Genomic DNA, 15723 nt, shown 5'->3' with positions numbered 1-15723 from the left:
TCATTACTAAAGTCTTTTAACAATTTATACAGTCATTTTTTGTTCTTTGATTTTTTTTGCCAAATACTTATAAAGTTCTTCCTTAATCTCCTCATTCTCCAAAGCCATATCCACCGTCGTCTTTACAAACCCTAATTTCTCTCCAACATCATACCGCTTACCCTCAAAATCATAAGCATACACATTCTGAATCTCATTCAACTTTTGAATCGCATCCGTCAACTGAATTTCCCCACCAGCACCAGTTTCCTGCCTGTCAAGAAACCCAAAAATCTCAGGTGTTAATATATAACGACCCATAATTGCTAGATTCGATGGTGCAGTTCCCTGTTCAGGCTTCTCCACAAAGTTACTTACTTGATAACGCCTACCCTCAATTGTAAGGGGATCAATAATGCCATAGCGGTGTGTTTCCTCATCAGGTACCTGTTGAACACCTATTACTGACGATTGAGTTTCATCAAATTGGTCCATTAGTTGTTTCAGACAAGGTTTTTCAGCTTGTACAATATCATCGCCAAGTAATACTGCAAACGGCTCATCGCCAATAAACTTCCGTGCACACCATACCGCATGTCCTAATCCTTTTGGCTCTTTTTGCCGAATATAGTGAATGTCAACTTTTGACGGCTGCTTCACTTTCTCTAGTAACTCAAACTTTTCCTTTTTCACAAGGTTATCTTCCAATTCGAAGTTATTATCAAAATGATCCTCAATCGCACGTTTTCCTTTACCCGTTACAATGATAATATCCTCAATTCCCGATTCAATTGCTTCTTCCACAATATACTGAATCGTTGGCTTATCCACAATCGGCAACATTTCTTTCGGCATTGCCTTGGTTGCGGGTAAAAATCTGGTTCCCAGGCCCGCTGCTGGAATAATCGCCTTTTTAACAGTCTTCAATTTCACGACCCCCAAAGAATAGAAATTACTGTAGCTTCCTATGAAATAACTTTAATTAATATAATTTTATTTATATATAACTTTTCTTTTATCTAATTCTATTTATTTAGGAAGATTCATGAACCGCCATTAACGTGTGTTTCGTATGGGCGATTCTCAACAATTCCTCTTTTAAACCAACTGTAGAGTAGCCTTCAAACCGATCAAGCAAGGAAAGGAAAAGATTTGCATCCACTATGCTTGTCCGTCCCACATAAATTTTCTCATACACTTCTCCAGGATGAACATCTTTATCACTAAGCAGTTCCTCATACATCTTCTCACCCGGTCGAAGTCCCGAATACTCAATCTGAATCTCCTCTTCGGTATAACCAGACAATTTAATCAGGTTTTTAGCCAAATCAACAATTTTCACCGGCTCACCCATATCAAGCACAAAGATCTCCCCGCCTTTCGCAAGTGTTCCGGCCTGAACAACCAACCTTGACGCCTCCGGAATCGTCATAAAGTACCTCGTTATATCTGGATGGGTAACCGTAATTGGTCCACCATTTTCAATCTGCTTCTTAAACAACGGAATAACACTGCCACGACTTCCTAGCACATTTCCAAACCGTACAGCGACAAATTTCGTCTTGCTTCTTGCCGCCATATCCTGCACAACCATTTCCGCCACACGTTTGGTTGCCCCCATCACGTTCGTTGGGTTTACCGCTTTGTCTGTTGATACCATCACAAATGTTTTTACACCATATGTATCCGCGGCTTCTGCAACATTTTTCGTGCCGATGATATTGTTCTTCACTGCTTCATGCGGATTGTATTCCATTAAGGGTACATGCTTATGTGCCGCTGCATGATAAATAATTGCCGGCTGATGCTGATCGACAATCTCAAATATACGCGCACGATCTTGCACATCACCGATAATCGGGACAATTTCTGTTTCCGTCTCTCCGAATCTTTCCCGCAGCTCCATATCAATCGAATAAATGCTATACTCGCCATGTCCGACTAGTAGTATTTTCCCAGGTGTAAACCGCATCAATTGTCGGCAGATTTCAGAACCAATCGATCCGCCTGCACCGGTTACCATGACGGTATTACCTGTGACATATTCGGATATCGCTTCAATATCCAGTTTAACTGGCTTGCGGCCAAGTAAGTCCTCGACCTCAACATTCTTCAAATTGCTGACCGATACCTTTCCAGTCATCAGATCTTCCAATTTCGGGATCATTTGCACCTTCGCATTTGTCTTATTACATTCTACAACAATTTTCTCAAGCGCCCCATTGCGTAATGACGGAATCGCGATCACGATATGCTCGATATTCATCCTATCGACAATTTGTGGGATATCTTTCACAGTGCCTACGACAGAAAGATTATATAATTGCATTTTTTGTTTGGAAAGATCATCATCCACAAATGCGACTGGCAATAATTCGTCATTGTTATGATCATTTTTCAGCTGTCTTGCGATCATCGCCCCGGCTGAACCAGCGCCAACAATTAGTGTTCGCTTCTTATCCCCTTCCGTTGCTATGTATCGATCACGGAAAATGCGCCATATGAACCGGGAACCGCCGATTAAAATAATGTGCAATAACCATGTAACAACTAACGCCCGTCGGTAAATATTAAAATCATTTACTAAATATTGAACAATCCCTGCCGATATAATAGATAGTGTGATAGCTTTTACGATTGCCTTTAATTCGCCAACACTGGCATACGCCCAAACCTTGTTATATAGTTTATAAACAAACGCGAATATATGATGAAAGATTAATAGAGCAACAGCGCTAATAACAAGTGCGGGCATGTCCAATATGTCCAAGGTTGGATACACAACCCATGCCGCAGCGAATAGCGCAAATGTAACGATAATCGAATCTAGTAAGATCAGCAAGGTCAATCTTGTTCGGTAGGTCATCTTGCCAACTCCTTTCTTCAGGGGAATTTGATTCATTTTGTAACTGAACAGTAACAAAAGTTAGTTCTATTCTACCAGATTAAAAGTAATAATTCACCTATAAAAATCGCTTAAAAAAAGCATTCACGTCCTTACGCTTATTCTGTTTAACCTTTTTTTAGATATGGTGGCTGTCCATCAAGATCAATCAGGACAATATCAGGTTCGAATAGCTCAACTAATTCCACTGTTCTTCTGCATAAGTAATAGGACTTTTTATTGTCATATCAGATTGGCTTTCTAATAGATTAGTAACCGATACTAAAATATACTGTTTACTTATCAAACAAACATTCATCATGTATACATAACCGCCTCTTTTCACTAATTACGGTCAAAAGCTGTTAAAATTGACAATAGTAGAAGCAATACATACAATAGTACTAAATAACCAGTCATTTTTTTAGTGACTTTTCGAGAAAAAAGTCATATATTGATGAATACGGTTTCTTTAGCGCATGATTTTACGCAAAAATGCAATAATTTCAGCCCGATTCCGGATATTCAGTTTATTATAAATTTCACTTATATAATTCTTCACCGTCCCTTCCGCCAGAAATAACTTTTGGGCGATATGTTTGTTCGTATGACCTCCCATTAACAGATATGCGATGTCTAATTCCCTATTTGAAAAGTGTAATCCCCTATTTTCGAGCCGTTTAGCAAAAATCTGTTTTTTGTCAAGGGTCAGCTCCCTTATCTTATTGGCAAGGATCCTCGCCACCTCACCTGACAGCACGATTTGGCCACGGAATGCATCATGGATGGACCGAATTAAATCATCCGCATATAATGACTTCAATAAAAACCCATCAGCACCGACACTGATTGCCCTGATCACGAGATCCTCCTCGACGTCTGATGTTAACATGATAACCTTTATATCCGGATAGTGCTCCTTTATGTATACAGTCGTTTTAATCCCGTCCAAATTCGGCATATGGATATCCATTAACACAACATTCGGCGGTTTTTCTGCTATTTGTTGAATGGCAGCTTCCCCATTGTCCGCTGTCCCAATTACACAAATATCGTCTGTTTTCGCAATTAATGCCCCGACCCCTTCTCGAAACAAGCGCTGATCATCCACAAACAAAACCTTTATCAAAAGCCTAACCCCTTTCACTATTACCATTTACCCAGAGCAGAACGGGACAAACTATTCCGAACCATGTTGCAGCATCTTGTTGGTATACAGGAAAGTTGACTAGATCACCCTATCTAATTACTACTTCCTAGTGTAGATGACCTATATTATGGCGATACTACTCCCATTTATTCTTGCCTTGTACTTATCATACAATACAGGCTACACAAAATTATGCATACCCTTATGAAAATGGCTAGAGGTTGTTTGTATCATTCCCTCTAGCACATCTTTTTAAAATAAACCGAACAACTTTTTCGTTCTTACCGGTTGCGGCTCACCCCGGTGCACGGTATTCCCATCAATAAGGAGCTGTGCATTTTCCATAAACATAAAAACAGCTTCATTGCCATGACGCGTCTGTACTTCCCGAAAAGCCTCCTGCATCGCAAATCCGCGTGTTGTCGTATTGTGGGCATCGGACGCAATAAAATGGGTCAGATTTGCCTCCATCAGGTTATGGGTTAATTTCTGCACTGTTTTCCCAAATTTCCCGCAAACACTCGCTGCCGTCACCTGTGTCAACGCACCTTTTCGCACAAATTCATATAGGATCGATGGGTGCTCAGCAATTTCCCTGTTTCGTTCCGGATGCACAATGATCGGCTTGTACCCCGCCACCTGCAGATCAAATAGCATTTGCTTCGCATAACGCGGGACATGTGCCGTTGGAAATTCGATAAACACGTATGCTGTGTTGTTTAACGGCAGGACTTCATCCTCCTGCAAACTCGTAACCATATCCCCATTAAGCCGTGTTTCCTGTCCAGGCAGGATTGTCAGCGGGATCTTTTCCACTTCTAGTCGTGCCTTTAGTTCGGTTACGTCTTGCAAAATTTGCTTTTTCACGTTGTTATACTTGCCATTCCGATGGTGTGGCGTCGCAATAATCGTTCGAATCCCCTGGTCAACAGCGGCCCGCGCCATTTCCAGACTATCCTCTGTTGTCCTGGCACCATCATCGATACCGGGCAAAATATGACAATGGATATCGATCACGCCATTCACTCCTAAAATGATGCTTTTTGCTAATTATGTAAATATTCCCTTTTACTATATCAGAAAACTACATTAGTTTACAATATCTAAGTCTTTAGGATGATAATGGAATCGTCATCTATTTTTTAACCAGGAAAAACGGCGCAGAATAGCCGCCGTTTTTCCTAGTTAAAAAAAGTCTATTTTATTATAGACTTTTTTTGTACCCCGAACATGACCGAGGCGATTTATTTCCTGCTATTTTCGCAGCAGACCCCATAATTTTTTCGCTTTAATCCGCTCCGGCTCGTCTGCATGAATCGGTTTGCCAACAATCAATGCCTCACTGTTCTCCATGAATTGGTATTGCATCATATTGCCAAACTGTTTCTTAATCTGTTCAAAAGCATCCTGCATGTAAAACCCGCGCTTCTTCACATTATGCGCATCCGAAGCGACAAAGTGTGTCAGATTCGCTTCAACCAGTTGGTTCGTGAACTTTTGAACTTTGCCACCATTCTTCCCAACCACACTAGCCGCTGTTATCTGGGTTAACGCACCATTTTTCACCATGCGGTACAATTTATCCGGGTTGTCCATCAATTCATGATTTCGCTCCGGATGTACAATAATCGGCTTGTAACCAGCAATTTGCACGTCAAATAACAGCTGCGTTGTGTACTGTGGGACATGACTTGATGGCAGCTCAATAAAAACATAGCCGCTCGTTACATTCAACGGCAGGATATCCCCGCGTTTCAAGTCTTCCACAACATCCCCATTAATTCTAGGCTCTTGTCCAGGTACAATCTCAACCGGAATTTGTTCCTCCTGAAATTTCCAATTTAAATATTCCACCGCACCGATAACATCCTGACCCGGGTTATCAAACGACCCGTTATGATGGTGTGGCGTTGCAATTATTTTTTGGATCCCTTGACTTGCAGCCTCATGCGCCATCGCTAAACTTTCGGTCAACGTCCTGGCACCATCATCAACACCAGGTAAAATATGACAATGAATATCAATCATCTCGTACACCCCACTACGTAACAATTCAAACTTTTTATCTTTAATATATCGAAATATAATAGATATCTTTAACCAGTTATTTTTGCCTATCACTTCATTTTAACAGGTTAGTCGTTAAACGTAAGGAAAATATGGTCACGAAAAAGTCATTTTATTGGTGGGAAAGTCATAAAATAGGAGTGGTTAACATCCCAAATTGTAGATGATTTGCAGTATTACCGAGGTTTACAGGGGTAATTATCGAGGGAAAACGGGAGAACCCCCCTTCCAGTAAGAAGAGGAGATTTCCGTTAATTGTTCCCGTAATAGTAGTAATAATTAGCTTCCTTCTTGCTGCGATCATTCAAGATTGTACCGAGCATTTTTGCATGCGAAGGTTCCAATAATTCAACTGCTTTTGCTGCTGCTTCATATTCCGTGTGCTTGCTGCGCACAACAAGAATCGCACCATCACAAATGTTAGCAAGAATTTTCGCATCCGCAACTGCCAGGATTGGTGGTGTATCAAATATCACCAGATCATATAGTTCATTTGCACTGTACAGCAGCTGCTGCATTCGTTTTGAAGCAAGCAGCTCGGACGGATTCGGCGGGATCGGACCACATGAAATTACATCTAAATTTTCCACATCTGTGGGGGAAATGGCAGCCTCAAGCAATGTTTCCCCGACTAGAATATTGCTAAGCCCCTTTAAATTATCGACACGGAATGTGTAATGCATCGTCGGCTTCCGCAAATCAGCGTCAATCAATAGTACCTTTTTCCCCTGTTGCGCATACACCACCGCCAAGTTAGCCGTTGTCATCGACTTTCCCTCACCAGGACCTGCTGACGTAACCAGCATAGATTTTAATTCATCATCGACAGACGAAAACTGCAAATTTGTCCGAATGGTACGATACTGCTCGGATATCGGTGAACGCGGACTGAGCTGGGCAATTAAATGTCTCGTCTTACTGTTTCTGGACTGATTTTTTCGGCGCACCACTGAACCCACTCCTTCCCCTTCTATTTACCTCATTTGTCACCTGTTCCATTTGAATATCGTCATCCGCCACATGGGACACGATGCCAAGCACAGGTACATTTAATTTTTTCTCAATATCATTTTCTGATTTAATCGTGTTATCTAAGTATTCCAGTAAAAATGCAATCCCAACCCCGACCATCGCACCAAGCACAATGGCAATGGCGATATTCAGCATTGGCTTCGGACTAACCGGCGCTGGATCTTCCTGCATTTCCGCCTCAGACAAAATTTTCACATTATCGGCATTCATAATATCAGGGATCTTCTTCTGGAACGTCTCCACTGTCGTATTGGCCATTTGTACCGCAAGCTGCGGATCCGGATCCGTTACCGTTACCGTTACAACTTGTGAATTTTCCGCACTCGACACCTCTATTTTACTTTGCAGCTGGCTGCTTGTAATCGGAAGGTCAAGCTCTTCCACCACATCTTCTAAAATAGCAGGACTTTTAATAATGATATTATACGTATTGATCAGTTCGACATTTGTCCGGATATTGTTCACATCATATTGTGCAGCCGGGTCCTGCTCACTTTGGTTCACAATAAATTGCGTACTAGACTGGTAGGTTGGTGTTAACACAAAGTAACTGATGACAGCAGCAATCAACGCTGCACCAACAATCAACGCAATAATGAGCAGCAAACGCTTTTTCATAACCTCAACTATCTCTTTGAGGGATATTGTCTCCTCCATTTAAGTACCTCCATATATTCTCTAGTTAAATAGATCTATTTATTATTTCGACATTATAATCGAAATTATAACATAAACATACGAATTTCGCGTAAATTTTTTCTAAAAGTGTCTTTTCTAAAAGTTGCCGAAGCAGGGAAATGCATTGTCTTTCGATCGCTTTTGCATGCTCAACACCTTGATATTGCACACTTGGGCGGTTTTTTTTGCACCCTCAACACTCGGAGATCACCCGACCGTTTCGCCTCCCTCAATTAATTTCGGCATATCCCAGATCGATTTCTCATCCAGTTCAATAGTTTGGATCTATTATATTACAATAACATTACAAATGTCCTATAAATCTATGAAAATTTTAACTCAGTTGCTATAATTAGGTCAAATGAATTAGTAAAATTTTCTTATGAGAGGGGTAAAGACGTGGCCAACAAAAAAATCATGATGTCGGTAACAGCGAGCGCAGTGATCGCCTCCGCATTTTTAGCAGCTGAAGAGGCAGACGCAGCATCCTATAAAGTTAAAAGTGGTGACTCACTATGGGTCATTGCCCAAAAATATGATACAACCATTTCCCATTTAAAATCAGTCAACAATCTGACAAGTGATCTTATTTTTCCGAATCAAGTACTGGAAACGGGCAGCAAAACGAACTCATCTAATTCTAGTAACAAACAATCAAGTAATAAATCTGCTACATACACCGTTAAATCAGGTGACACATTGAGCGGAATTGCGTTCAAACATAACATATCATTATCCAACTTGATGAAATGGAACAAGCTTGACTCGACATTAATCTATCCTGGTGATGTATTTGTCGTATCCAAGAATGGAGCATCATCTTCAAATTCGGGAAGTTCTAATTCAAGTGGCTCTGGAAGTGGAAGCTCCGGATCATCGAACAGCTCCACCTACACCGTTAAATCCGGTGACACATTATCCGGCATCGCCATCAAATACAATGTTACAGTTACCAACCTGAAAAAATGGAACGGACTGAAATCCGATCTTATCATCGTCGGGCAAAAACTAAAAATCGGCGCAAGCGCTAACTCCGGATCAGGGAGCGGGAATGGCAGCTCCGGTTCCGACGGTTCGGGAGCGAATGTCGATTACAACGTCAATAAATTAATCAGCACAGCAAAAAGCTTACAAGGCATCCACTACGTATGGGGAGGCTCTACACCAAGCGGCTTTGACTGCAGCGGATTCATCTATTATACGTACAATAAAGCAGGCAAATCAATCGGACGCCTAACAAGCGGCGGCTATTACAACCGCTCATACTATGTAAACAAACCAGCAGCAGGTGACCTCGTATTTTTCGAAAACACCTACAAGAAAGGAATCTCGCATTTAGGGATCTATTTGGGCAATAATCAATTTATCAGCGCTGAATCAGACGGCGTGAAGATTAATAGCTTAAGCAACTCTTATTGGAGTAAGCATTTTGAAGGATTCAAACGGTTTTATTGATTTTTATTGATAGATGGCTTTTAGTTAATGAAGGATCGGTTACAGGAGACTCCGGCGTTGTGCTGGAGTCTTTTTTGTTTTATAGACCAGATACGTAGTGTGCTGCGAGGGCTCGATCGATACCGGGACCCTGCTCGATCGCTTTTGCGTTACATTCAATCAAAATAGTCCGTTTAACTGAGTGTTTAACCATCAAATCAACTTCATGATACATGTTCAGAAATACCACAACGATAGCAGCTATGACAAGCTGCAGGAAGCCCCCATTCAATTGACCTTCCCACCGGACTATAAAATATCGATTAACGGTTGGCCAAAGAACCATCAGAAGCATCGGAATCGTTTCCAGGAGAAGGAATTCAACCCTATTAGGCTTCCCTCTCTAGTTTTCATCAATTATTTACGTGCATTCCTCACTCTCATTTCTGTTCGCATTTTTACCATTAAGGTTTTCTAAAGAGCTGAATCATCTTGTCGGGATAATCAATAAATGGGTTGCGGTTCCCCTGAATTTCATGGATAGCTTGATTGCGGTGCTTTTCATAAAGATCCGGCGGAAACTGTTGATGCCATTCCAGCAACAATTCCGTATCGATCGTCTCTTTATGGGACTGCTCAATTTCATCCGGATACCTTATTAGAAAATACAACATGGCTCTTGCCACAGTCCCTTTCCCATATTCCGGTTCAAATAGGCTCTCCTCCGCCTTGCCGCATGCATCTTCTACTCGTTGGTCTCCGATAGTATGCGGGTTATAGTCTGCAAAATCATGATAAGGATAATTGCTTCGAAGCGAGTTGCAATCAGGATCACAAGTAAACAAGTGGTGAATATCGCCACGCATCGGCTTCCGCTCGTTGAACCACGATTGTGGGACCACATGCTCACAATTATATAGAAATTCGTCCGGAACCATTGCAAGTTGATCCAATCCCACTTCTTGATCCGTATCAAGCTTGTCGATTTTCTCTTTTCTTTTTAATGATGCTTGATAATCTGCTTTAATCACATCTTCTGCCTGTCGGTTCTTTCCCGAGTAAATGCTCTTTAGATCTCCATTGGAACGCAGGTCAACCCACGGGTAAACATATTCGGTTGGTTCATATGGCACCTGATTGGTATGCGTCTCCTTAAGAAGCCTCTCAAGTGCTGGAATTACTTCACCACCATCACCGTCAAAATCAATACAACGATAGTATTGCTCCACTGTCCGGGCATCTTTCTCCTCATCATAATAGGATTTTTCATCTTGCCGCATCTTTTCCTTCATCCCGCTATGCTTAGAGAGTATTGATTTAAGACGCTCGTGATTGGTTGATACCGGAAGAAGAATTTCCTTTTGTCTGGGGGTTAAAACCATTACCTTATTCCTCCCTTAGAAATGGATTATGAAATGGAGATTTGTTATATGTAGCATACCACGTATTGTAGGTGGCTGGAAATATTGCACAATTCTTGAACTATACCTCAAAATTTCAGCGATAAATCCATTTGTCCTCTCTTTGTCCTATAGTTGCATGGTTAAATACCGTTTTACAAAGCCTCAGCAAGTTATCGTCATTCCCAATTAAATCAACTTGATGCACCCGTTTAATGTCATCTTCCAGATCAAAAATAAGAAATCCTTCAAATTCCAGATAATCTGTTAAGGCCTTTATCGACAGGTCAAACGTCTAGCAAAACTTGCCTCTCAAATATCGCAATCTGTAAAAAGTACAGATAATCATTAAAAAGTGCAGAATTCAATTTAAAAAATTGCAAATAGTTGATATATAATAAAGGAAATAATAGGTATATATGTATCATTTTACCTAAATATAATTACCTATACGGATTCTGATGATGCCGTTTTAAGGAACACTGTCCTGTATGTTATTTCCCAAATAGAACGAAGTGAAGCTTCCTCGAATCCGACCGATTCTCGATATACCGCGATAAATTTTTGATTTACAATGAAATCGCTATCATTTAACAGGAGGTGATGTGTATGCGATTTTATTATTTACTATTGGCTGCACATATGCCATAAATCCAATTCATGGCATTTTGCAAAAGTTTTAATTATTACCTCTAAGAACTGCAAACAACGAATATAGGCATCATTACGGCTGCGGATAGCAAAAGTTAAAAACTAGGTATGGAGAGGAGGATAAACAAACGTAATGCTGCCGTATGTTCAGTATTAGTCTGGAAAATCAAACTGATGAAGGAGGATAAAAGTTGATGAAAAGTGGACAAGTCAAGAAGCTAGTTTATGTTCTAGTTTGTTTTGTCTTACTAATAGGGATTGTGCCTATCACACCTGCTCAACCAGCCTCAGCCGCTTCGACAGATTATTTTACTTCATTTGAGCCGGATGACCCGCAACTTGACTGGGAAAATACAGTGGAAACAAATGCGGATGGAAATAAAATGACTTCCGGAATTGATGGAAACATCCCGTTTGACGGCATTCAAGGAGACATTACGGATAAGGTTGTAAACATTGAAGTATCCGATGAAAATCCGCCAAGTGAAGTGAAGGACAAGTTAATTGATCGAGACGAGACGACAAAATGGTTGACGTTTGACGACACTGCTACGATTCAATTTGAACTGGACCAGCCAGACGCTGTCGTGAAATATGCATTAACATCGGCGAATGATTTCCCTGGCCGAGATCCAAGTGATTGGGAATTTGCCGGATCCAACGACGGGAAAAATTGGACAACCCTTGATACGAGAACGGATGAAAAATTCAGTGACCGTTATCAGCGGGAGGTATATGAGTTTGAAAATACGGAGAAGTACCGCTTTTATCGGTTAAACATTACCAAAAATAGCGGTGATTCCATTATTCAACTATCAGAACTGGCCATTTCAAACGGTATTGATGTACCAGCACCACCACCATCAGATATGAAATCATTGCTATCCAACGGGCCAGCAAGTACCTATACCGCAAAAGCAAATGTTGGCTGGACAGGTAAAAATACAATCACGTACGAGGGTTCGCACCTGTCGGATGATAGAGCATATTCCTACAATAAGATTCTTGATGTTGACATTAAGGTGACGGACGATACAGCGTTATCTTATTATATTTTTCCTGCCTTTACCGACAAAGATCATACAAAATATGCTAGCACCTATGCATCCATTGATTTAGCATTTTCTGATGGGACCTATCTGCATGATCTGGATGTAATGGATCAGCATGGTATAAAACTGAACCCACAGAGTCAAGGGGATTCGAAAACACTGTATGCTAATCAATGGAATTTCAAAAAAGCTGACATTGGTGCTGTTGCGAAAGGGAAAACAATTAAACGGATTCTTGTTGCCTATGATAACCCGAAAGGACCGGCAACATTTAGAGGACACATTGATGATATTCAAATTGACGGAAAACCTGTCAACAAAACATATGACAATCCTTCCGATTATGTGAATACGCTTAGAGGTACACAATCCAATGGAACTTTTTCCAGGGGAAATAATTTTCCCGCCGTTGCTGTACCCCATGGCTTTAATTTCTGGACACCAGTGACCAATGCAGGATCGAACTGGATTTACGCTTATCATGAAAGTAATAATGACGATAACCTGCCAATGCTCCAAGCGCTTGCGTTAAGTCATGAAACAAGCCCATGGATGGGAGACCGACAGACATTTCAAGTCATGCCGTCGGATGCAGAGGGGGAACCCGATGCGAATCGCGAAGCCCGCGCATTGCCTTTTAAACATGATAATGAGATAGCGCAGGCACATTATTATGGCGTTACGTTTGAAAATGGAATTCAAGCAGAAATGACACCTACTGACCATGCAGCCATGCTAAGATTTACGTTCAAAGATGACACCTCCAATATTATATTTGATAATGTTAGTAATGATGGTGGCATTACGCTGGACGCGGAAAATGGAACCATATCGGGATATACGGATCAGAAAAGTGGTTTATCTACAGGAGCGACACGTATGTTTGTCTATGCAACATTTGATAAATCCGTTGTCGATGGCGGTAAACTAACCGGTGAAGGCAGAGATAATGTAACCGCCTACTATAAATTTGATACAACAGAGGATAAAGAGGTAACAATGCGAATTGCCACTTCACTCATTAGTGTTGAGCAAGCGAAGAAAAATTTAGAACAGGAAATCAGTGCTGAGGATACGTTTGAAACCATAAAGAAAAAATCAGAACAGAAATGGAATGACTTACTCGGAAAAATCGAAGTTGAAGGGGCAACAGAAGAACAACTTACAACCCTGTACTCAAACATGTATCGGTTATTTCTGTATCCGAATTCCGGATTTGAAAATGTAGGGACGGTAGAAAAACCAGATTTCAAGCATGCTAACCAACTTTCGCTTAACCCATGCACAACAAGTACAGCAACCGAAACTTGTGCACAAATTGAGGATGGAAAAATTTACGTCAACAATGGATTTTGGGATACCTATCGAACGACGTGGCCGGCATATTCCCTGTTAACTCCTACAAAAACAGGTGAAATGATCGACGGCTTTGTCCAACAATATAAAGATGGCGGCTGGATTTCAAGATGGTCATCACCAGGATACGCAAATTTAATGGTGGGAACAAGCGCAAATATTGCCTTTGCGGATGCCTACCAGAAAGGTGTTACCAATTTTGATGTAGAAAGTTTTTATCAGTCGGCTATAAAAGATGCATCCGTTGTACCGCCAAATGGTAATGTTGGCAGAAAGGGGATGAAAACCTCCATTTTTGATGGCTATACAAACACATCAACTGGTGAAGGAATGTCATGGGCACTTGATGGCTATATCAACGATTTTGGTATCGCCCAATTAGCAAAATCACTTGATAAACAGGATAATGAAAATAATCCCTATCAAGCCTATTACAAAGACGATTATAACTACTTTCTAAGCCGGGCCCAAAATTACGATAAGATGTTCAATCCTAACATTGGATTTTTCAATGGAAGAAAGCCGTCCGGAGAATGGCGTTCGACACCGGAAACGTTTAATCCAGCTGAATGGGGTCATGATTATACCGAAACAAATGCGTGGAATATGGCTTTCCATGCTCCTCAAGATGGACAGGGACTAGCCAATCTCTATGGAGGAAAGAAAGGTCTAGAAGGAAAGCTGGATGAATTATTTAACACACCGGAAACGGCCGCCTATCCAGGAAGCTATGGCGGACTCATCCATGAAATGCGCGAGGCAAGAGACGTCAGAATGGGAATGTATGGACATAGTAACCAGCCAGCCCATCACATCTTGTATATGTACAATTATGTTGGCAAGCCTTGGAAAACGCAGGAAAAGGTGCGCGAGGTGTTAGACAGATTGTACATCGGAAGTGAGATTGGCCAAGGGTACGCAGGTGATGAAGATAACGGGGAAATGTCCGCCTGGTATCTTTTCAGCGCACTTGGTTTCTACCCGCTCAAAATGGGAAGTTCGGAATACGCAATAGGCGCGCCGCTGTTTAAAAAAGCAACGATTCATTTGGAAAATGGCAAAGACATTGTTATTAATGCCCCAAAAAATAGTAAAGAAAATAAATATGTTCAAAGCCTAAAAGTGAATGGCAAGGACTATACGAAAAATTATATTACACACGAGGTCTTAGCCGACGGAGCAACATTAGACTTTGAAATGGGACCGGAGCCGTCTGAATGGGGCAGTAAACTAACCGATTTACCGGAATCTATTACACCAGCAGCAACAGATGGATTATCTATTTCCGGATCATTGCATGATTTTACCGATCAAGCAGCAGGTACTGCAACAGATAGCGAAAAAGAAAAAACGGAACGCTTATTTGATAATACATCTGAAACACAAGTTAATTTCGATAACATGAAACCTTCGATCCAATATCAGTTTAAAGAGAAGAAAAAAGTGCAGATGTATACATTAACTTCCGGTACTAGTTCTGAATCAGAGAAACCGGATTCACAGGGATCTGACCCGAAAAGCTGGGTATTAAAAGGTTCCAATGACGGCGAAAACTGGAAGGTACTGGATGAACGGAAAAACGAATCATTCGATTGGCGAAACTACACCCGGGCATTTGAAATCGATGATCCGGAGGCCTACTCGTTCTACCAGTTAGAAATCACCGATAATGGTGGTAGCCAATCAACGACGTTATCAGAAGTAGAATTTCTTGGTTTTAAGGAACCGCCAGTCGGAATGGCTGCAGGTATCCAAAGCCTGGTTCAACGTTTACATGATGAAGGCGACCTGGAGAAAGCTGCCGTTCGTGCCTTGGAAATGCACCTGACCGCAGTAGAACAGTTTGAAAAACAAGGGAAAGCAAAAAAAGTAGTAAAACACATGAAAAGTTTCAACCTATTGCTAAAGCAACAGCAAGAATCCGGGCTGCTAACCAAGGAAGCCTATAACATACTTAAGGATAATGGAGATTATATGGTAAAACTTTGGCAGTAGCTAAATCGTTGAATGATAGATTCATTACATCTGATGACAGGAGAG

At 41.2% G+C, this 15723-nt stretch carries 11 protein-coding genes; 2 read left to right on the top strand and 9 right to left on the bottom strand.

What is annotated here, in order from left to right:
- Nucleotides 1–24: 24 nt before the first annotated feature.
- The 7 genes from galU to CZ382_RS17690 form a co-directional block, all read right to left on the bottom strand.
- Complete coding sequence (gene galU, locus CZ382_RS17720; RefSeq protein ID WP_088052510.1) at nt 25–906, bottom strand: UTP--glucose-1-phosphate uridylyltransferase GalU; 882 nt, start codon at nt 904–906, stop codon at nt 25–27.
- 106 nt (nt 907–1012) lie between these two features.
- Nucleotides 1013–2845: a polysaccharide biosynthesis protein gene (locus tag CZ382_RS17715; RefSeq protein ID WP_088052509.1), complete on the bottom strand. Its 1833-nt coding sequence runs from the start codon at nt 2843–2845 to the stop codon at nt 1013–1015.
- A 490-nt stretch (nt 2846–3335) separates the two neighbouring features.
- Entirely contained in the window at nt 3336–3992 is a 657-nt protein-coding gene (locus CZ382_RS17710; RefSeq protein ID WP_088052508.1) for a response regulator, read from the bottom strand.
- 273 nt (nt 3993–4265) lie between these two features.
- Nucleotides 4266–5030: a tyrosine-protein phosphatase gene (locus CZ382_RS17705; protein ID WP_088052507.1), complete on the bottom strand. Its 765-nt coding sequence runs from the start codon at nt 5028–5030 to the stop codon at nt 4266–4268.
- Between the two features lie 237 nt (nt 5031–5267).
- A complete protein-coding gene (locus CZ382_RS17700) occupies nt 5268–6041 on the bottom strand; it encodes a tyrosine-protein phosphatase (protein ID WP_088052506.1) in 774 nt (257 codons plus the stop codon).
- 290 nt (nt 6042–6331) lie between these two features.
- Complete coding sequence (locus CZ382_RS17695) at nt 6332–7030, bottom strand: CpsD/CapB family tyrosine-protein kinase (protein WP_088052505.1); 699 nt, start codon at nt 7028–7030, stop codon at nt 6332–6334.
- Entirely contained in the window at nt 6996–7769 is a 774-nt protein-coding gene (locus CZ382_RS17690) for a YveK family protein (protein WP_088052504.1), read from the bottom strand. Before CZ382_RS17690 ends, CZ382_RS17695 begins: the two co-directional genes overlap by 35 nt.
- A gap of 420 nt (nt 7770–8189) precedes the next feature.
- Here CZ382_RS17690 and CZ382_RS17685 point away from each other — a divergent pair, with 420 nt between their 5' ends.
- Complete coding sequence (locus CZ382_RS17685; RefSeq protein ID WP_088052503.1) at nt 8190–9245, top strand: C40 family peptidase; 1056 nt, start codon at nt 8190–8192, stop codon at nt 9243–9245.
- A gap of 79 nt (nt 9246–9324) precedes the next feature.
- Here CZ382_RS17685 and CZ382_RS17680 read toward each other — a convergent pair whose 3' ends face one another.
- Nucleotides 9325–9579: a hypothetical protein gene (locus CZ382_RS17680; RefSeq protein WP_088052502.1), complete on the bottom strand. Its 255-nt coding sequence runs from the start codon at nt 9577–9579 to the stop codon at nt 9325–9327.
- Between the two features lie 109 nt (nt 9580–9688).
- Complete coding sequence (locus CZ382_RS17675) at nt 9689–10606, bottom strand: endonuclease I family protein (RefSeq protein WP_088052501.1); 918 nt, start codon at nt 10604–10606, stop codon at nt 9689–9691.
- An 863-nt stretch (nt 10607–11469) separates the two neighbouring features.
- Here CZ382_RS17675 and CZ382_RS17670 point away from each other — a divergent pair.
- Nucleotides 11470–15678 carry a GH92 family glycosyl hydrolase gene (locus tag CZ382_RS17670; protein WP_088052500.1) on the top strand — a complete coding sequence of 1403 codons (4209 nt, stop codon included), beginning with the start codon at nt 11470–11472 and terminating at the stop codon, nt 15676–15678.
- Nucleotides 15679–15723: the final 45 nt, after the last annotated feature.

The sequence above is a fragment of the Virgibacillus dakarensis genome, from assembly GCF_900155625.1.
GTDB lineage: Bacteria > Bacillota > Bacilli > Bacillales > Amphibacillaceae > Lentibacillus_C > Lentibacillus_C populi.
Note: the sequence above shows the minus strand (reverse complement) of the source record. Positions and strands in the feature narration are given on the sequence as shown.

Coding starts and splice junctions, on each gene's coding strand:
- CZ382_RS17675 (WP_088052501.1), bottom strand. CDS start 10,606: ATGGTTTTAACCCCCAGACAAAAGGAAATTCTTCTTCCGGTATCAACC.
- CZ382_RS17700 (WP_088052506.1), bottom strand. CDS start 6,041: ATGATTGATATTCATTGTCATATTTTACCTGGTGTTGATGATGGTGCC.
- CZ382_RS17715 (WP_088052509.1), bottom strand. CDS start 2,845: ATGACCTACCGAACAAGATTGACCTTGCTGATCTTACTAGATTCGATT.
- CZ382_RS17670 (WP_088052500.1), top strand. CDS start 11,470: ATGAAAAGTGGACAAGTCAAGAAGCTAGTTTATGTTCTAGTTTGTTTT.
- CZ382_RS17680 (WP_088052502.1), bottom strand. CDS start 9,579: ATGCTTCTGATGGTTCTTTGGCCAACCGTTAATCGATATTTTATAGTC.
- CZ382_RS17690 (WP_088052504.1), bottom strand. CDS start 7,769: ATGGAGGAGACAATATCCCTCAAAGAGATAGTTGAGGTTATGAAAAAG.